Source organism: Mycolicibacterium nivoides, from assembly GCF_003855255.1.
Lineage (GTDB): Bacteria > Actinomycetota > Actinomycetes > Mycobacteriales > Mycobacteriaceae > Mycobacterium > Mycobacterium nivoides.
This window is the reverse complement of record NZ_CP034072.1, coordinates 2,537,697-2,555,213: the sequence shown is the minus strand read 5'-3', so window position 1 is coordinate 2,555,213 and position 17,517 is coordinate 2,537,697. Positions and strand designations below refer to the sequence as shown.

The window sequence follows — 17,517 nt, the reverse complement described above, 5'->3', positions numbered from 1 at the left end:
AGAAAGAGGCTTAAGCGCATAACCCAACAGATAAACTCGCCTCTCGCGATCCGAGAGGCGAGTTTTCTGTTGACGGCACCGAGGACGAACACCAGCATCGATCCCGTCGTGCGCAAGGCGATCACCGGCGCGTCCATCGGTAACGCGGTGGAATGGTTCGACTTCGCCATCTATGGGTTTCTGGCGACCTACATCGCGGCCAACTTCTTCCCGTCGGGCAACGAAACCGCCGCACTGCTCAACACTTTCGCCATCTTCGCCGCCGCGTTCTTCATGCGCCCCCTCGGCGGCTTCGTCTTCGGTCCGCTGGGGGACCGGCTGGGGCGACAGCGCGTACTCGCTGTCGTGATCCTGTTGATGTCGGCCGCCACTCTGGGCATCGGCCTGCTGCCCACCTATGCCACGATCGGCGTGGCCGCACCATTGCTGCTGCTCCTGCTGCGGTGCCTGCAAGGGTTCTCGGCCGGCGGTGAATACGGCGGCGGGGCCGTGTATCTCGCTGAATACGCGACCACTCGATGGCGCGGGCTCACCGTCACGTTCATCGCGTGGTCGGGGGTGCTGGGCTTCCTGTTGGGCTCGGTCACCGTCACTGTGCTGCAGGCATTTCTGCCGCCGGAGGCGATGGAGAACTACGGCTGGCGTATCCCGTTCCTGGTGGCCGCACCGCTCGGCCTGGTCGGCCTCTACATCAGGCTGCGACTGGATGACACGCCCGAATTCGCCAAACTCGACGAGGCCGATCGGGTCGCCACGTCGCCACTGCGTGAAGCCGTCGGCACCGCCCGCCGGGCGATCCTGCAAGTCATCGGCCTTTTCATCGTGTTCAACGTCGGCTACTACGTCGTCTTCACCTTCCTGCCGACGTACTTCATCAAGGCACTTCACTTCAGCAAGACGCAGGCGTTCGTCTCGATCACCCTGGCCAGCCTGGTCGCGCTGATCCTGATCCTGCCGCTGGCCGCGCTGTCGGACCGGATCGGGCGCAAACCCCTGCTGATCGCAGGCTCGGTGGGGTTCGTAGTGTGCGCGTATCCGCTGTTCCTGCTGATGAATTCGGGATCGGTGGCGGCGGCGATCGCCGGGCACTGTGTGTTGGCCGCGATCGAGTCGGTATACGTGGCGACCGCCGTGACGGCCGGCGTCGAACTGTTCGCCACCCGCGTGCGCTACAGCGGTTTCTCGATCGGCTACAACATCGCGGTGGCATTGTTCGGCGGGACCACTCCGTATGTGGTCACCTGGCTCACCGCAGCGACCGGCAACAACCTGGCGCCCGCGCTGTACCTGGTTGTCGCGGGCATCGTCTCGCTGGTCACCGTCTTGACCTTGCGCGAGAGCGCGGGGCGGCCACTTTCGGGTGTGGATAACCCAACTGGTCAGCAACGTGCCACGATGAGACCGTGAGCACGACACGAGGACGCCCGACGAAAGCAGACGTTGCCAGGCTGGCCAACGTCTCGACGGCGACCGTCAGCTACGTGCTCAACAATGTTCAAGGGCAACGCATCTCGGAGCAGACCCAGGAGGCGGTGCGCAAGGCTGCGGCCGAACTCGGCTACCGGCCCAACCTGGCGGCCCGCAACCTCGCGGTCGGCGGCAGCGGTGTGGTGCTCTACATCGTGCCGCGCACCGATCTCGGCGAACTGCCTCTGGAGGTCGGCAGTCGCCTCACCACTGCGCTCGGCCGGCACGGCATCGTGCTGTCGATGCAGCTGGAGACGGACGACGGCCAGAACATCGTCGACGCGGTGGCGAACCTCAACCCGGTGGCCGTTGCCGGCGTCTTCCCGCTCACGGGTGCCGCTGCCGCGGCGGTCGAGGCGGCGAGGATTCCGCAGATCTACCTGGGTAGCGAGAAGCTGCGCGCGCTCGGGTCGTTGCACCTGACCGTCGGGGCGATGCGGGTGGAGCACCTGATGGCGCGCGGCCACACGCGCCTGGGCTTCGCCTATTCCGGCGCTGAGGTGCTCCGGCCGCTGGGTGACTACTGGTTGTCGGGTCTTCGGGTGGCCGCCGGCGCGCAAGGCCTGCCCGAGATCGAGGTCGACAGCGTGGCCACCGATGGGTCCGATGCGGCCGCGGTCGTGTCGAAGTGGGTGGCAACGGGTGTGACGGCCGTGTGCGCGCAAAGCGATGAAACGGCGTTCGTGGTGCTGCACGGGATACGCCGGGCCGGCTTGCGCTGCCCTGACGATCTCGCGGTCATGGGGGTCGACGCGATACCGCTGGGTGCGGTGAGCTCCCCGCCGCTGACCTCAGTCGCATTCGACGCCAAGACCATCGTCGATGCCGCGGTCCCGGCCATGATGGCCGAACTCGGATATCCGACGGTCGCTGACGCCGACGGTAGTGACCCTGCCGCGCTCATCGTGCGCGACAGCACCTGAGCATTACATGTGAACAGCAGACCGTAAGGCGAGGCGGCCTTGTCCGGTGGCCGTCCCGACGTGTAACTTACGCGGGTAAGTAACTCTCCGCAGCCCTCAGAGAGGCGGACCGCCGTGAGTGTGAGCACCACCAGTGACGTGTATTTCGATCCCTACGACGTCGAGATCAACGCCAACCCGTATCCGACGTTCGCCCGGCTCCGCGAGGAGTCGCCGCTCTACTACAACGAGCAGCACGACTTCTACGCGTTGAGCCGTTTCGCCGATGTCAACAAGGGGCTCGTCGACCACGAGACCTTCAGCTCGGCCCGCGGCGCGATCATCGAACTGATCAAGGCCAACATCGACATCCCCTCGGGCGCACTGATTTTCGAGGATCCGCCGATCCACACCGTGCATCGCAAGCTGCTGGCCCGGATGTTCACCCCACGCAAGATCAATGCGCTGGAGCCCAAGATCCGGGAATTCTGCGCGCAGTCGCTGGATCCGCTGGTGGGCGCGGGCAAGGTCGATTTCATCAAGGATTTCGGCGCGATCATGCCGATGCGGGTGATCAGTGCGCTGCTGGGCATCCCCGAGGACGACCAGGAAATGATCCGCGACCACGGCAATGACCAGTTGCGCACCGAGGCGGGCAAGCCGATGAAGGCGGCTCAGGAGGGTCTGGTCGACGGCTCGATCTTCGAGACCTACATCGACTGGCGCAAGGACAATCCGTCCGACGACATCATGACCGATCTGCTCAACGTCGAGTTCACCGACGAGCACGGGGTCGACCGCAAGCTCACCCGCGAGGAACTGCTCATCTACATCAACGTGGTGGCGGGTGCCGGCAACGAGACCACCACGCGGCTGATCGGTTGGGCGGCAAAGGTGCTGGCCGAGCATCCGGAGCAGCGGCGCCAGCTGGTCGAGAACCCCGCGCTCATCCCTCAGGCCATCGAAGAACTGCTGCGGTTCGAGCCGCCGGCCCCGCACGTCGCCCGCTACGTCACCCGTAACGTCGAGTTCTACGGCCAGACGGTTCCCGAGGGCAGCGTGATGATGATGCTGATCGGTGCGGCCGTCCGCGACAGCCGTCAGTTCCCGCCCGACGGTGAGGTTTTCGACATCCACCGCGAACAACGCCAGCACCTGGCGTTCAGTGTCGGAACCCACTACTGCCTGGGCTCGGCCCTCGCGCGTCTCGAAGGCCGGATCGCGCTGGAGGAGATGCTCAAGCGCTTCCCGGAGTGGGATGTGGATCTCGACAACGCCATACTTTCGCCGACTTCCACTGTCCGTGGCTGGGATTCGATGCCGGTTGTGATCCGATGACAGCCGGGCTGACCGTCCCCAAGGACTGGGCACAGGTCACGCCCGAGTGGTTGACGGCAGCGCTGGCCGACCATCACCCGGATGCCGTGGTGGACCGCGTGACCGTCGACATGCGCGACGACGGCACCAACCGTCGTGCGCGCCTGTCGGTCACCTACAAGCCAGGGCCGTCTGGGCCTTCCAGGGTGTTCGCCAAGGCAGTCGACCCCGGCCACAAGGAGATGATCAAGTACACCAGCGGCCTGCTGCACGAACCCAGGCTGTTCAACTCGAAAGTTGAACTGCCGCTGGAACATCCGACGGTGTACGCCGCGCCGATCGACGAGGGCGACGAAGACTTCATGCTGGTCATGGAGGATCTGACCGCTCGCGCCGCCGATCCGCGCGACGCCACCCGGCCGCTGACCGTGGAGCAGGCTGCGCACGGCGTGCGCGGCCTTGCCCGGTTGCACGGTGCGTTCTGGGGCGAGCGCGTGCGGCGTCCCGGTCTGGAGTGGCTGGAGCCCTTCGTGCCCTGGGACGGTATGCAGTGGGCGCCCCTACCTGCTGCACTCGCGCGGTTGGGCGACGACGCCCCAGCCTCAGTTCATGCGTTGACGATCGACCACCTGGTGGAAGGGATTTGGAAGCCCTTCATCCAGACCCTCACCTTGCCCGCCACCTCCCAGACGCTGCTGCACGGCGATCCGCACATCGGAAACACCTACCTCTTGCCCGATGGGGATGTCGGGTTCCTCGATTGGCAGGTGGCCCGTCACGGCAACTTCTCCCTGGACCTCGGCTACTTCCTGCAGGGCGCACTGACCACGGAAGACCGCCGGGTGTCCGAACGCCAGCTGCTCGAGGAGTACCGCGACGAGCTCGGACTGCCCGCCGACGAACTGCCGTCACCCGACGAGATCTGGCTGCGCTACCGGGCTTCGGTCGCCCACGGCCTCATGACCTGGCTGGCCACCGCCAGCGCGGGCGAGCTGTGGCAGCGGCCCGACATCGCTCTGGCGCTGGCTCAACGGTATTCAGCGGCCTACGAGGATCTGCAGACCGCGCAGGCGTTGGCCGATCTCATCGGTCAGTGACCTCCGGCAAACCGACCGCCTGACGGGAATCCTCGATCTGGACACCCGCCGAGCCACTACGGTGTCCGGCATGACAGGTGTGGTGGTGACAGGTGCAGCCTCGGGGATCGGCCGGGCCAGCGCGGAGGCGCTGATCGCAGACGGCCGACGGGTCGCGTTGTGGGACATAGCGCCCGAGGTCCGCGAGGTGGCCGAAGGATTGGGCATGCCCTCGACGGTGATCGACGTGTGTGACACCGCTGCACTGTCGGTGGCGGTTGACGAGGCAGCGCAGGCGCTCGACGGGATCGACGGCCTGGTGCACGCCGCGGGCCGCGTGCTCCCCGAACCGGTGGGCGCCTTCACCGAGGAGTCGTGGGACGCGGTGCTCGACGTGAATCTGCGTGCGCAGGCGCTGTTGGTGCAGTTGCTGTTGCCGCACCTGGAGAGGTCCGCGAAAGATGGTGGATCGCCCGCGGTCGTCGGCATCTCCAGCATCGAGGGCCTGGCCGCCAACCCGTTCATCCCGGCCTACTGCGCCTCCAAGGCAGGCTTGCTCGGTATGACGCGGTCAATGGCTGCGCAGTTGGGCCCGTTGGGAATTCGCGTCAACGCCGTGTGCCCGGGCTTCATCCACACCCCGATGCTCCAGATCGCGTTGGACGTCGAGGAGATCCGTGCGAGCTTCGAACAGGCCGCGCCGCTGGGCCGGCTCGGGCAGCCTGACGAGATCGGGGCCGCCGTGGCGTTCCTGATGTCACCGAAGGCGTCGTTCATCACCGGTACGCAACTCGTCGTGGATGGGGGAGTGACCAGCCGTCACCCCTGAGGTAGGTCTTGAGGATCCGAGCGCGCGGCGGACGCGGCATGGCGGACCTACGCGGGATCCATCCGGAAGATCGGCATCCGCCCCAGTAGCGCCTCGAACTCCTCGGGGCCACCGTCGACCACCAGTCCGCCCTGGCGGAGAAAGCCTACCCAGCCGGGAATCAGGCTGGGTAGCAGGCGAAGTAGTGGCCTGGCGTCCTCGTCGGATAGTTCGACCACCCGTACCTGCTCGACTCGACGCCCTCGGCTCAACGTCGCGGCCTGGTCGGCCCGCACGTTTGCGATCCACGCGGCCTCCGGTGCCGCCGCGACGTATTGCTTGCCGTCGACGAACATCGGTGTGACCGGTGTCGCGCGGGGTTGCCCGGATTTACGTCCGGTGACCGTGAGGATCACGGGACCTTTTGCGCCGAAACGGAGTCCGAGCCGGGACAGCGCGATGATCGCCTTGTTGCCGGGCTTGATGTACCAGGGCAGCTTCACTGTTTCTCCAAGTTGAGGAATGTGCTCAAGTTATGCGGCCCAGCCTAACGCTATATTGAGGGCGGGTGTCAAGTTAGTTCTGGAGGTGCGATGCCTGCACAACGCGCGTTACGCGCCGATGCGCGCCGCAATCGCGAGAAACTGCTTCAAGCCGCGCAGGCCGAGTTTCAGGAGCGCGGGCTCGGCGCTCCGCTGGAAGCGATCGCGGCGCGCGCGGGGGTCAGTATCGGCACGCTCTACAACCGATTCGCGACTCGCGAGGACCTCATCGACGCAGCGTTGCCCGCCCTGCTCGCGCAGACGCTGGAGGATCTGTCTGAGCGCGCGCTGTCCGCCGACTCAGCTTGGGATCGCCTCGCCACCTATATTTTTGGATTGTGTGACCTGCAGGCCGGCGACCATGCCTTCAGTGATGCCATGTGCACCTCGCGATACGCCTCGCCGGCGATCGAGCAGATCTGCCAGGCCAGTCTGGACCTCGGTTCACGGTTGATCGCCGGCGCTCAGGCCGATGGTTCGCTGCGTGCTGACGTCACCGTCGACGACCTGTTCACAGCGCTTTGGCTCAATGCCTGCCTGGCCGACCATGGCGGCCCGGACGCCCCAGCGGTGGCCCGCCGCCAGATTGCCTTGCTGCTGGACGGTCTACGCGCCGCCGCGGCGACCCCACTGCCCGCAGGCGCGGCCGAGGCGGCGGCCGTCGCCGCGAGGCTGATGCAGTCCTAGCCCCGATGCCGACCTAGTCGCTGGCCGGGAGCGGCTTGGCTTCCTTCAGGCTGAGGGCGGTGGTCCCGACCGACAGCGTGCCGGCGCCGGCCTTGGTGACCAGCACCTCGGCCCCGCCCTCGTCGACGTAGCGCTTGCCCATCAGATTGCCGTCGGAGAATGCGGGGTCGATGGTGAGACCGGAATCCTTTGCAGGCGTTCCTTGGTCAAGTGCGATCATCGCGACACCACCCGCGCGGAGGTCGTCGAGGCTGTCGGCGCTACGCACCACGATGACCTGGGTGTCGCACACCTGGCTCTGCAGGCGGGTGCCGTTCTTGATCATGCTGACTCCTTAGAGGCTGGTGCGAGTTCGTCTACGAGTTGGCGGCGCAGAACCTTGCCGGTCGGGTTGGTGGGTAGTTCATCACGGAACACCACCCGGTCGGGGGTGCGTGAACCACGCAGCTGCTTGCGCACATGATCGCGCAGCGCGTCCGGGTCGGGTGAGGTGCCCTCGACGGGTACCACGACGGCCACGATGATCTGTCCCCACTGCGGGTCCTCCGGGCCGACGACGGCGACGTCGCGGACCTCGGGATGTTCGACGAGCACGTCCTCGATCTCGGCCGGGGCGATGTTCTCCCCGCCGCGGATGATGGTGTCGTCGGACCGCCCGCCGATGAACAGGTAGCCGCCTCCGTCGAGCATGGCGACATCCTTGGTGGGGAACCAGCCTTCGGCATCGAGCACCGACCCGATGTCGGTGTAGCGGCCGGACACCTGCTCACCGCGCACGAAGAGTTCTCCGGTCTCGCCGGCGCCCAGCACAGTGCCGTCCTCGGCGCGGATCTGGACCTCGATCCCGGGCACCACCTGGCCCACCGAACCGAGCCGCCGAGCGGCGGCCGGATCCTTCGCGGCCAGTGCCTCGCGGTGATCGTCGGGGCCCAGAACCGCGATCGTGGAACTGGTTTCGGTCAATCCGTAGGCGTTGACGAAGCCGACGTTCGGCAGCAGCTGCAGGGCCTTGCGGACCAGGGGCAGCGCGACCTTCGAGCCGCCGTAGGCGAGGTTGCGCAGGGTGGGCAGTTGGAGGCCGGCCGCTTCGAGGGCAGTGACGATGCGGTCCAGCATGGTCGGCACCACGGTGGCCGACGTGACGCCCTCGGTGCGGACCAGATCGACCCATTTGCCGGCGTCGAAGTGTCGCAGGTAGACCATCTTCCGGCCGGCGTACAGGTTTGACATGGCCGCGCTGACCCCGGCGATGTGATACGGCGGGACGCAGATCAGGGCGGCGTCCTCCTCTGCCGCCGATGCGAATTCGACTGTCCCGGTGATGTAGCTGGTGAGGTTGTTGTGGGTGAGCTCGACGGCTTTGGGGCGTGAGGTGGTGCCCGAGGTGAACAGCACGACCGCGACGGCGTCGGGGTCGGCGAACACTGGGTCTGATTCCGGGCGGTGTTCGTATAGGCGCGCCGCGGCCAGGAACTCCTCCGAGGTGATGACCTGCTTGCCCACCCCGGCGACGACATCGGCGTATTCGGCGTCGGTGACCACCAGTGGCTCGGGCAGCCGCTCGATCAGTTCGTGCAGGCCGTCCTTGCTGAGTCGGTAGTTCAGCGGGGTGAACGGCACGGCGGCACGGGCAGAGGCGAACAGCAGCAACGGCAGCATTGCGCCGCCGGTGCCGACATAGGCCACGTGGGCGGCCCCGGATGCCGCGATAACACCGGCGCCGCCGTCGGCCAGGGTGCTGAGTTCCTCGGTGGTCAGGCGGAGATCGTCGGACACCACTGCGGTGCGGTCTCCTCCGCCCGAGACCGCCATCTCCAGCAGTAGCGAGATGCTCATAGGCCCTGTCCCGGTGCGTCGATGAAGATGTCGATGATCGGATTATCCCCGCCGCCGTAGCGGGAGAGGTCGGTGACGCCGGAAGCGGTGAGCACCTCCGAGTCGATGAAGGTCTGTCCGTTCACCTCGGCAGCGGGACGCGACAGGATCTCGACGGCCGCGTCCGCCATGATCTCCGGGTTGCGGGACGACTGCGCCAGGTTCTGCCCGTCGGCCAGGTTCGTCACAGCGGAGGTGACGATGTAGGTCTCGGGCCACAGGCAACTGAAACCGATTCCCGCATCCGCGTATTCAGCGGCCCAGCCCAGCGATAGCAACGTCATGCCGTACTTGGACAGGGTGTAGGAGGGGTGCGCGCCCAGCCAGTAGGGGTTCATGTTCATCGGCGGGGCCAGCGTCAGCACCTGGCCGTTGGTCGACTTGCGCAGGTGCGGCAGCGCGGCTTTGGTGAGCAGGAACGTGCCGCGGACGTTGATGTCCATCATCAGGTCGAACTTCTTGGCCGACAGCGCCTCGGTGGGGTCGGTGGAGATGGCGCTGGCGTTGTTGATCACGATGTCGACGCCGCCGAAGTGCTCGACCGCGGTCTCGATCGCGCGGGCCACGTCCTCTTCTTTGCGCACGTCGCCCACTACCGCGACACCCTTGCCGCCGGCGGCCTCTACCTCCGCGACGGCTGTGTGCACGGTGCCAGGAAGCTTGGGATGCGGTTCAGCGGTCTTGGCCAGCAGCACCACATTCGCCCCGCGGCGAGCGGCGCCGAGCGCAATCGCCAGCCCGATACCGCGGCTGCCGCCGGATACGACCAGCGTGCGATCGGTGAATGACTCTTGCTGGCTGGACATGGTCCTCCTCGTCGAGCGCAGCAATCCGCTGTTGCGCTTTCGTCAACGGTCTGTCAACCGTACCCAAATGGTATTGGCATTCTCATTTTTAGCAAGTGTCGTAATCGTCGGGCTCGGCGCCCGAAGAATCGGTGTCCACCAGACCTGTTCGCCCATGTCGCCGCCGGTCCTCGGAGTGCAGGTCGGAGGGCTCCCGGCCAGTACAGGACCTACATTTCCACCCTGCGGTATTGGCATTCTCATTTTTAGCAAGTACGTTATCCACTGATGAGCGAGCAAGTTGTGCCTCCGGTAGAGACTCCATCAGGGATCCCGCTGGCGCCCGTCTACGGACCGAGCGACCGTGCGGTCGAGCCGCCTGCGCCCGGGACCTATCCCTTCACGCGCGGCAACTTCGCGTCCGGCTATCGCGGGAAGACCTGGACCTTCCGGCAGTACTCGGGTTTCGGCACCGCCGAGGAATCCAACCGCCGGTACCGCTACCTGCTCGATCAGGGTGGGACGGGTCTGTCGGTGGCGCTGGACCTACCCACCCAGTGCGGCTACGACTCCGATGACGAAGAGTACGGCGAGGAGGTCGGTCGTGTCGGCGTCGCGGTGGACACCCTGGCCGACGCCGAGATCCTGTTCGACAGCATCCCGCTGGACAAGATCAGCACCAGCTTCACCATCAACGGCACCGCGGCCATCCTGCTGGCCTTCTACGTCGCCGCCGCGGAGAAGAAGGGCGTGCCGCGCGAGAAGCTGACCGGAACCATCCAGAACGACATCCTCAAGGAATACGCGTCGCGCGGGACCTGGATCTGGCCGCCCGAGCCGTCGCTGCGGCTGATCGCCGACACCATCGAGTTCTGTGCCGCCGAGGTGCCGCGGTTCAACGCGATCTCGGTGGCGGGTGCGCACTTCCGCGACGCGGGCGCCAACGCGGTGCAGGAGATGTCCTTCACGCTCGCCGATGGCGTCACCTACTGCGACACGGTGGTCGAGCGCGGCCGCATGACGATCGACAAGTTCGCCCCGCAGATCTCGTTCTTCTTCTACACCCACGGTGACTTCTTCGAGGAGATCGCCAAATATCGTGCCGGCCGGCGTCGTTGGGCCACGATCGTGCGGGAGCGCTACGGTGCGACCACCGACAAAGCCTCGATGTTCCGGTTCGGTTGTGTGGCGGGCGGGGCCTCTTTGTACGCGCCGCAGGCTCAGAACAACCTGGTGCGCGTGGCCTACGAGTCTCTGGCCGCGGTGCTGGGCGGCGTGCAGTCGATGTTCACCGCGGCGTGGGACGAACCGTTCGCCCTGCCCAGTGAGGAGTCGGCGACGCTGGCCCTGCGGACCCAGCAGATCCTGGCCTACGAAACCGGTGTCACCAAAGTCGCCGACCCGCTTGGCGGTTCGTACTTCGTCGAGGCGCTCACCGACGCCACCGAGGCCAAGATCATCGAGATCATGGACGACCTGGAGAAGCACGGCGGCATGGTCCGCTGCATCGAGGACGGCTACCTGCAAGGCCTGATCGCCGACGAGGCGTTCAAGATCCATCAGGAGGTCGAGTCGGGGGCACGTCCGGTAGTCGGGGTAAACAAGTTCGTCACCGACGAGCCGGCGCCCGATATCGACACCTACGAGCTCGATGCTGAGGGCCGCGATCTGCAGCTCAAGCGGCTGTCCAAGGTCAAGGCCGAGCGCGACGACGTTGCGGTCAAAGAGACTCTGGCTGCCCTGGCCAGAGGTGCCGAAGGCAGTGGACCGGGGGCGGACAACCTGATGCACCGGTTGATCGACTGCGCCAATGCGTATTGCACAGTGGGAGAGATGGTGTCGACCTTGAAGTCGGTGTGGGGCGAGTTCCAGCAGCCGGTGGTGTTCTAGCGATGGCGACTCGTGTACTCGTTGCCAAACCGGGTCTCGACGGCCACGACCGCGGCGCCAAGATCGTCGCGCGGACGCTGCGTGACGCCGGATTCGAGGTCATCTATACCGGTATCCGGCAGCGCATCGAGGACATCGTGTCGATCGCGTTGCAGGAAGACGTCGCACTGGTGGGTCTTTCGATCCTCTCGGGTGCGCATGTCGCGCTGACCACGCGCACCGTGGAGGCGTTGCGGGCAGCCGATGCCGGTGACATCGCCGTCGTCGTCGGCGGCACCATCCCGCAGTCCGATGTCCAGAAACTGCTGGATGCCGGTGCGGCAGCGGTGTTCCCGACGGGGACGTCGCTCGACACCCTGGTAACCGATGTTCGTGCGCTGACAGAAAAGGTTTCGGAGTCATGAGGCTGGGCGTGATGATCGGGGCCGAGCGCGGCGACATGGCCCGCAAGGTCTCCAAGTTGATCTCCGACATCCAGTGGGCCGAGTCGGCCGGACTGGACAGTGCGTGGATGCCGCAGGTGCCCAACGACTTCGACCTGCTCACCATGGTGGCGCTGATGGCGTCGAACACGTCGCGCATCGAACTCGGCACCGCGGTGGTGCCGCTGCAGGCGCAACACCCGATCGCGCTGGCGCGGCAGGCGCTGTCGGTACACGCCATCTCGGATGGCCGTCTGGTCTTGGGTGTCGGGCCGTCGCACCACTGGATCGTCCGCGACATGCTGGGCCTGCCCTATGACAAGCCGGCCGCCTACACCCGGGACTACCTGCAGGTGCTGAACGCAGCCATCTCCGGACCCGGAGACGTTGACGTGGAGAATGATTCCTTCTCCGTGCACAACCCGACGGTGCTGGGCGCCGACACCCCGATGCCGGTGCTGGTGTCCGCGCTGGGCCCGGTGATGCTGCAGATCGCCGGTGAGCACGCCGACGGCACGTCGCTGTGGATGGCCGACGAGAAGGCGATCGGCGAGCACATCGCCCCGAAGATCAACAAGGCGGCTGCCGAAGCCGGTAAGCCCGCGCCGCGCATCGTCGCAGGCATCCCGGTCACGCTGTGCGCCAACTCCGAGATCGAGGAAGCCAAGGACCGCGCCAACCGCGTCCTCGCCGAAGCCGAGACCTCGCCCAACTACCAGCGGCTGCTGGACCGCGGCGAGGCCCGTAACGTCGGCGATCTGCTCGCCGCGGGCGACGAGGAATCAATCCTGAAGCGGTTCAAGCAGTTCGCCGATGCGGGTGTCACGGACCTGTCGGTGCGGCTGTTGCCGATCGGCGACAACCGCGACGAGCTGATCGCGTCGAAGTACCGCACGCGTGAGGTGATCGCCGAACTCGCCAAGGCTGTGCGATGATCCCGTCACAAACCGTAGTCTCGGTGAAATGACCGCGCCGCTGGCGGGCATCCGCATCATCGAGGTCGGCGTCATGCTGGCCGGCCCGTACGCCACCATGATGCTGGCAGACCTGGGCGCTGAGGTGATCAAGGTCGAACCACCCGGCGGGGAGATCTCCCGTCAGGTCAGCGACAGCTATTTCGCCAGCCTCAACCGGGGTAAGCGCAGCATCTGCATCGACCTCGCCTCCGAGGGCGGTCAGGCGAAACTCGCTGGACTGGTGGCTGATTCGCACGCCCTGCTGGTGAACATGAAGCCTTCGGTGATCCGCAGGCTGGGCCTCACCTATGAGAACCTGCGACGCTTCAATCCCACGATCGTCTGTGTCGCGATGACGGGATTCGGGTTGGACGGGGGAGACGACCCGGCGTTCGACTACGTCATCCAGGCCGCCACCGGAGTGGCCGCGATGACCGGCGATCCCGACGGCCCGCCAACCCTGCCGGGCTACTCCTCGGCGGACAACTCGACCGGGCTGACCGCGGCACTGGGCCTGTTGGCGATGATCGTCTCCGGCAACGGCGGCCAGGTGGATGTCTCGCTGCGTGATGTCATGCTCTCGCAGCTGAACTACCGCGCCTCGGCCTATCTGAACGACGGTGCCGAACCGCGCCGCCATCCGTTCGGGGCGCATTCGTATTACGTCCCCGCGCAACTGTTCCCGACGGCCGATGGCTATCTGGCGTTGTTCATCACCCACGACGGGTTCTGGAAGTCGTTTGCCGGTGAGGCCGGGGTCGACGGTTTCGAGACCATGGCCGAGCGGGCGGCTCGGCGAGACGAGGTCCTGGACGTGGTGACCGCCGCGCTGGCGACCGATACCGCCGCGGGCTGGGAGTCACGGCTCAAGCCGCTGGGGATTCCGGCTGCCGCGGTGCGTACCCTGCCGCAGGCGCTGGACGCGACGCCCGAGATGCTCGTCAGCGCGGGCGATCTCCGCTTGGTGGGTAGCCCCGTGCACGTCGCCGGCTATGCGCCGGACTACCGGCCGGCGCCGGCATTCGATGAGTACGCCGCCGCACCCCTGGAGGGATCGGCGGCGCCGTCATCAGATGCTCAATCCTCGTCGTAGGAGACCGTCACTGAATCGCAGTCCGGGATCGCCTGGCAGGTCAGTACGTAGCCCTCGGCCACCTCGTCGTCATCGAGCGCATCGTTGACGCGCATGGTGGCGGTCCCCTCGAGGAGTTTGGCCATGCAGGTGCCGCAGTTGCCGGCCTCGCAGGAGAACGGAGGCGTCATCCCGGCGCGGCGCGCGCTCTCCAGCAGTGTTTCGCCCTGTCGGCGGGGTACGGACAACTGCTCACGATCGAAGACGATCGTGACCTTGCCGTCCGCTTCGCTACCGACCGTCGGATCTGCCGTCATGTGACTCCCCTGTGCAAGTACGTTCTGATATGAAGAGAATACCATTCTCGCTAGCTGATAGTATCTTCTCGGTGTGCTCGACGCCCAGCGGAGCCTGGGGAAAGGGGTTGTGAATCTTGACTGGGATCACAACTGCTCCTCGTGTGCGCACCTCTGCCGTGCTCGCCTTCGATGACCGCGAGTACACCCTGGCCGAACTCGATGCGCTGACCAGCGGGATGGCCACGGAGCTGGAGCACCGGGGCGTCAGGCCGGGTGATCGCGTCGCCATGATGTCGTCCAACCGTCCCGAGTTCGTCGTCGCCCTGCGCGCGATCTGGGGCCTGGGTGCGGTGGCCGTGCTGATCAGCCCGGCCTGGAAGGCCGCCGAGGTCGCCCACGTCCTGGCGCTGACCGCGCCCAGTCATGCGGTGGGCGATCACGAGGTGCTGGCCGCACAGATGCCGATGCTGCATCTCGACGAGCCCGTCACGCCGGGTCTGCGGCGGTTCGATACGCCCGACCCGGACAGTGATGCGCTGTTCGTCTTCAGCTCGGGAACCACCGGCCTGCCCAAGGCGGTGCGCCACACCCATCGCGGGTTCGCCGCGGCCATCGACCACTGGCGTGACGCGCTGGGGTTCACCAGCGCCGACCGCATGCAGATCATGACGCCGCCGTCGCACATCCTGGGGTTGCTGAACATCGCCATGGTGCTCGACACCGGCGCCTGGATGCGCCTGCACCGCCGGTTCGATGTCGACACGATGTTGCGTCACATCGAATCCGATCGCATCACGATCGAAATGGCCGTGGCGCCAATTGCTCTGGCGCTGGCCGCGCACCCCGATCTCGGCCGCTACGATCTGTCGTCGCTGCGCTACGTGATGTGGTGCGCCACCCCGGTGACCCGCAGTGTCGCCGACGCCGTCACCGAACGTACCGGGGTCCGGTGGCTGACCGCCTACGGCACCACCGAGCTCCCCGTGATCGCGTGTAATCCGCTGGATGCCACCCACATCGACACCGTGGGCACCCCGGTGCGCGGGGTCGACGTCCGCATCGGCGAGGACGGTGAGATCCAGGTTCGGTCGGACTCGGTGATGGCCGGATACCTGCCGAAGGACGCCACCACGGGCGCATTCTGCGACGGCTGGTACCGCACCGGCGACATCGGCTACCTCGACGACGACGGATACCTGCGCATCACGGACCGCTCCAAGGAGATGGTCAAGGTCCGCGGCTTCCAGGTGGCACCGGCCGAGGTCGAGGCGGTGCTGCACGGCCATCCTGCGGTCACCGACTGTGCGGTGTTCGGTGTGACCGACGCGGCCGACGGCGAGGCCGTCGTGGCCGCCGTGACGACACATTCTGCGGTGTCGGCAGAGGAGCTCATCGACCTCGTCGGTGAGCGGCTGGCCTCGTACAAGCGGCCCAGCCGCGTTGAGTTCGTAACCGAGATACCCCGGTTACCTTCCGGAAAGGTATTGCGACGAGTGCTGAAGGAGCGGCATGGACGTTCGTCTGACGTCTGAACAGCAGCAGCTGCGAGAGGCCGCAGCGAAACTGGCCGACGATCTCGGACCGGATGCGGTCGGAGAGCTGTCGGATGAGGGCCGGATCGCCCGGTTGGAGAGCACGGTCGCCGCAACCGAGTGGCGCACGCTGCGTTCCGACGGTGCGTCCGGCGTGGAAGTGGCGATCATCGCCGAGGAGTTCGGACGCGGTCTGGTCGACGTGCCGTTCCTCGGGCCGGTGCTCGCCGACGATCTCGCCTGTCGGCTCGATCGAGAGGTGAAGGTCGGCGCCGACGAAGCCGCCACTGCCGGTGTGGATCTGACCCGCAGCACGGTGGGCGCGGTCGAGTCGCCCGCCGAGCTCGGTGAGCTGTCGGGCGAGGACGCCCTGCGCTGGCAGGCGCTCGCGCTGACCGCCACCAGCGCCGACCTGGTCGGTGCCGCCCGCGGGGCGCACGCGCTGGCCGTCGACTACGCGAAAGTCCGTGAGCAGTACGGCTCGACGATCGGGTCGTACCAGGCTGTCGCGCACCTGCTGGCCGAGGGGCTCGCCCTGATCGAGGGATCGATCAGCGTGCTGCGGCACGCGGCATGGGCCGTCGACGAGCTGCCGGCCGAGGAAGCTGTCCGGGCAGGAAAGATCGCCAAGGTCTACTGCGCCCGCGCCGCGCGCACCGTCTGCGAGACCGCGATCCAGGTGCACGGCGGAATCGGAAACACCTGGGAATGCCTGGCGCATGTGTATCTGCGCCGGGTTCTGGTGGCCACCGAGCTGTGGCCCGTCAAGCTAGAGGACTTGGAGGTCACTGATCTTGGACTTTCGTGATTCACCTGAGGAAGCCGCCTTCCGGGACCGCCTGAGGACCTGGCTGGCCGACAACGCCGCGTCCTTCAAGGCCTCCGGCGACGATTACTGGGCCCGGATGGGGGAGTGGCATCAGGCCCTCTATGCCGCAGGGTTTTTCGGTACATCCTGGCCTGAGGAGTTCGGCGGGCAGGACCTGCCGCCGGTCTACGACGTCATCGTCGACGAGGAGCTGGCCCGCGCCGGTGCGCCGCCGCGGCCCAGCCTCGGCTATCTGGTGGTCGGCCTGGGTCATCACGGCAGCAAGGAGCTGCAGCAGCGGTTCCTGCCGGGGATGATCAATGGCACCGAGCGTTGGTGCCAGGGCTTTTCGGAGCCCGGCGCCGGCTCGGATCTCGCCTCGCTGACCACGACGGCGACGCGCGACGGCGACAACTACATCATCAACGGGCACAAGATCTGGACCAGCTACTCCGATGTGGCCGACTGGTGCCTGGTGCTGGCCCGCACCGACAAGAATGTGGCCCGGCACAAGGGCATTTCGGCATTCATCGTGTCGATGCACCAGGACGGCATCGAGCAGCGGCCGTTGCAGATGATCAACGGTGTCACCACGGAGTTCGGTCAGGTGGCGTTCGACGGTGCGGTGGTGCCGGCCTCGAACATGGTGGGCGAGCCGGGCGACGGTTGGCGCCTTGCCATGACGGTGGTCAGCCATGAGCGTGAACCGTCCACCCTCGGCTATTCGGCGCGCTACGGAAAGCTGGTGCGCGAGATGGCCTCTCGGGTCGATGGGAAGGTGCCCGAAGACCTCGCGTGGGCGGGTGTGCAGGCCGAGATGCTGCGGCTGCATGTGCGACGGCGGCTGTCCGAACAACTCGACGGGCTCAAGCACGGCCCGGAGGGCTCGTTGGACAAGCTGCTGATGACCTGGGTCGAGCAATCCGTCGGGCATGCCGCGCTGGCGGTGACCGGTACCAGCGATCCCGAGCTGCTGAGCGCGTATCTCTACAGCCGCGCCCAGAGCGTCATGGGTGGCACATCGCAGATCCAGAAGAACATCATCGCGTCACGAATCCTCGGGCTGGGAGTCTAGATAC

At 66.4% G+C, this 17,517-nt stretch carries 18 protein-coding genes; 13 read left to right on the top strand and 5 right to left on the bottom strand.

The genetic code is table 11. The features are described from left to right. The first annotated feature begins 69 nt into the window (after positions 1–69). The 5 genes from EH231_RS12075 (at position 70) to EH231_RS12055 (ending at position 5,591) form a co-directional block, all read left to right on the top strand. Entirely contained in the window at positions 70–1,407 is a 1,338-nt protein-coding gene (locus tag EH231_RS12075; protein WP_420891962.1) for an MFS transporter, read from the top strand. After that, positions 1,404–2,390, top strand: a complete 987-nt coding sequence (locus EH231_RS12070; protein ID WP_090434978.1) for a LacI family DNA-binding transcriptional regulator — start codon at positions 1,404–1,406, stop codon at positions 2,388–2,390. The genes EH231_RS12075 and EH231_RS12070 overlap by 4 nt, the downstream gene beginning before the upstream one ends. Positions 2,391–2,504: 114 nt before the next feature. Next, entirely contained in the window at positions 2,505–3,707 is a 1,203-nt protein-coding gene (locus EH231_RS12065) for a cytochrome P450 (RefSeq protein WP_124712487.1), read from the top strand. Further along, positions 3,704–4,783, top strand: a complete 1,080-nt coding sequence (locus tag EH231_RS12060; RefSeq protein WP_124712486.1) for a phosphotransferase — start codon at positions 3,704–3,706, stop codon at positions 4,781–4,783. Before EH231_RS12065 ends, EH231_RS12060 begins: the two co-directional genes overlap by 4 nt. Before the next feature lie 70 nt (positions 4,784–4,853). Then, positions 4,854–5,591, top strand: coding sequence for an SDR family NAD(P)-dependent oxidoreductase (locus tag EH231_RS12055; RefSeq protein WP_124712485.1), 738 nt, complete (start codon positions 4,854–4,856; stop codon positions 5,589–5,591). A gap of 47 nt (positions 5,592–5,638) precedes the next feature. On the opposite strand, the gene EH231_RS12050 is transcribed toward EH231_RS12055, so the two are convergent. Further along, positions 5,639–6,073 carry a nitroreductase family deazaflavin-dependent oxidoreductase gene (locus tag EH231_RS12050; protein ID WP_234927234.1) on the bottom strand — a complete coding sequence of 145 codons (435 nt, stop codon included), beginning with the start codon at positions 6,071–6,073 and terminating at the stop codon, positions 5,639–5,641. A 90-nt stretch (positions 6,074–6,163) separates the two neighbouring features. Here EH231_RS12050 and EH231_RS12045 point away from each other — a divergent pair, with 90 nt between their 5' ends. Beyond that, positions 6,164–6,799 (top strand): TetR/AcrR family transcriptional regulator, encoded by a 636-nt coding sequence (locus EH231_RS12045; RefSeq protein ID WP_124712484.1) that lies wholly within the window; start codon positions 6,164–6,166, stop codon positions 6,797–6,799. Between the two features lie 13 nt (positions 6,800–6,812). Here the strand turns inward: EH231_RS12045 and EH231_RS12040 are convergent, their stop codons facing one another. From EH231_RS12040 to EH231_RS12030, 3 genes are read right to left on the bottom strand one after another with little or no spacing between them, the layout of a single operon-like run. Then, positions 6,813–7,124, bottom strand: a complete 312-nt coding sequence (locus EH231_RS12040) for a hypothetical protein (protein WP_090434996.1) — start codon at positions 7,122–7,124, stop codon at positions 6,813–6,815. Next, positions 7,121–8,635: a class I adenylate-forming enzyme family protein gene (locus EH231_RS12035; RefSeq protein ID WP_090434998.1), complete on the bottom strand. Its 1,515-nt coding sequence runs from the start codon at positions 8,633–8,635 to the stop codon at positions 7,121–7,123. Before EH231_RS12035 ends, EH231_RS12040 begins: the two co-directional genes overlap by 4 nt. Further along, positions 8,632–9,480 (bottom strand): SDR family oxidoreductase, encoded by an 849-nt coding sequence (locus tag EH231_RS12030; protein ID WP_090435001.1) that lies wholly within the window; start codon positions 9,478–9,480, stop codon positions 8,632–8,634. The genes EH231_RS12035 and EH231_RS12030 overlap by 4 nt, the downstream gene beginning before the upstream one ends. Positions 9,481–9,747: 267 nt before the next feature. On the opposite strand from EH231_RS12030, the gene EH231_RS12025 reads away from it, so the two are divergent. The 4 genes from EH231_RS12025 to EH231_RS12010 are packed head-to-tail and all read left to right on the top strand — an operon-like array spanning position 9,748 to position 13,820. Next, the gene (locus EH231_RS12025; RefSeq protein WP_124712483.1) at positions 9,748–11,349 is read left to right on the top strand and encodes a methylmalonyl-CoA mutase family protein; all 1,602 of its coding nucleotides are present in this window, start codon (positions 9,748–9,750) and stop codon (positions 11,347–11,349) included. A 2-nt stretch (positions 11,350–11,351) separates the two neighbouring features. Next, complete coding sequence (locus tag EH231_RS12020) at positions 11,352–11,753, top strand: cobalamin B12-binding domain-containing protein (RefSeq protein WP_044522188.1); 402 nt, start codon at positions 11,352–11,354, stop codon at positions 11,751–11,753. Further along, positions 11,750–12,706 carry an LLM class F420-dependent oxidoreductase gene (locus EH231_RS12015; RefSeq protein ID WP_090435007.1) on the top strand — a complete coding sequence of 319 codons (957 nt, stop codon included), beginning with the start codon at positions 11,750–11,752 and terminating at the stop codon, positions 12,704–12,706. The genes EH231_RS12020 and EH231_RS12015 overlap by 4 nt, the downstream gene beginning before the upstream one ends. Positions 12,707–12,734: 28 nt before the next feature. After that, complete coding sequence (locus EH231_RS12010) at positions 12,735–13,820, top strand: CaiB/BaiF CoA transferase family protein (protein ID WP_090435010.1); 1,086 nt, start codon at positions 12,735–12,737, stop codon at positions 13,818–13,820. Here EH231_RS12010 and EH231_RS12005 read toward each other — a convergent pair. Beyond that, a complete protein-coding gene (locus EH231_RS12005) occupies positions 13,805–14,116 on the bottom strand; it encodes a 2Fe-2S iron-sulfur cluster-binding protein (protein WP_044522194.1) in 312 nt (103 codons plus the stop codon). The two genes, EH231_RS12010 and EH231_RS12005, sit on opposite strands and share 16 nt — an antisense overlap. Positions 14,117–14,259: 143 nt before the next feature. Between EH231_RS12005 and EH231_RS12000 the strand changes: the two genes are divergently transcribed. Genes EH231_RS12000 through EH231_RS11990 form a run of 3 tightly spaced genes read left to right on the top strand, consistent with a single transcriptional unit; the run spans position 14,260 to position 17,513 of the window. Further along, positions 14,260–15,630, top strand: a complete 1,371-nt coding sequence (locus EH231_RS12000) for a class I adenylate-forming enzyme family protein (RefSeq protein WP_090435016.1) — start codon at positions 14,260–14,262, stop codon at positions 15,628–15,630. Then, positions 15,608–16,438 (top strand): acyl-CoA dehydrogenase family protein, encoded by an 831-nt coding sequence (locus EH231_RS11995; protein ID WP_090435018.1) that lies wholly within the window; start codon positions 15,608–15,610, stop codon positions 16,436–16,438. Before EH231_RS12000 ends, EH231_RS11995 begins: the two co-directional genes overlap by 23 nt. Then, the gene (locus EH231_RS11990) at positions 16,425–17,513 is read left to right on the top strand and encodes an acyl-CoA dehydrogenase family protein (RefSeq protein WP_090435021.1); all 1,089 of its coding nucleotides are present in this window, start codon (positions 16,425–16,427) and stop codon (positions 17,511–17,513) included. The genes EH231_RS11995 and EH231_RS11990 overlap by 14 nt, the downstream gene beginning before the upstream one ends. The last annotated feature ends 4 nt before the right edge of the window (positions 17,514–17,517 follow it).

Excerpts from the sequence above, each read along its gene's own strand:
- EH231_RS12015 (WP_090435007.1), top strand. The coding sequence starts at position 11,750 with ATGAGGCTGGGCGTGATGATCGGGGCCGAGCGCGGCGACATGGCCCGC.
- EH231_RS12005 (WP_044522194.1), bottom strand. The coding sequence starts at position 14,116 with ATGACGGCAGATCCGACGGTCGGTAGCGAAGCGGACGGCAAGGTCACG.
- EH231_RS12060 (WP_124712486.1), top strand. The coding sequence starts at position 3,704 with ATGACAGCCGGGCTGACCGTCCCCAAGGACTGGGCACAGGTCACGCCC.
- EH231_RS12055 (WP_124712485.1), top strand. The coding sequence starts at position 4,854 with ATGACAGGTGTGGTGGTGACAGGTGCAGCCTCGGGGATCGGCCGGGCC.
- EH231_RS12010 (WP_090435010.1), top strand. The coding sequence starts at position 12,735 with ATGACCGCGCCGCTGGCGGGCATCCGCATCATCGAGGTCGGCGTCATG.
- EH231_RS12030 (WP_090435001.1), bottom strand. The coding sequence starts at position 9,480 with ATGTCCAGCCAGCAAGAGTCATTCACCGATCGCACGCTGGTCGTATCC.
- EH231_RS12045 (WP_124712484.1), top strand. The coding sequence starts at position 6,164 with ATGCCTGCACAACGCGCGTTACGCGCCGATGCGCGCCGCAATCGCGAG.
- EH231_RS12020 (WP_044522188.1), top strand. The coding sequence starts at position 11,352 with ATGGCGACTCGTGTACTCGTTGCCAAACCGGGTCTCGACGGCCACGAC.
- EH231_RS11995 (WP_090435018.1), top strand. The coding sequence starts at position 15,608 with ATGGACGTTCGTCTGACGTCTGAACAGCAGCAGCTGCGAGAGGCCGCA.
- EH231_RS12025 (WP_124712483.1), top strand. The coding sequence starts at position 9,748 with ATGAGCGAGCAAGTTGTGCCTCCGGTAGAGACTCCATCAGGGATCCCG.
- EH231_RS12035 (WP_090434998.1), bottom strand. The coding sequence starts at position 8,635 with ATGAGCATCTCGCTACTGCTGGAGATGGCGGTCTCGGGCGGAGGAGAC.
- EH231_RS12040 (WP_090434996.1), bottom strand. The coding sequence starts at position 7,124 with ATGATCAAGAACGGCACCCGCCTGCAGAGCCAGGTGTGCGACACCCAG.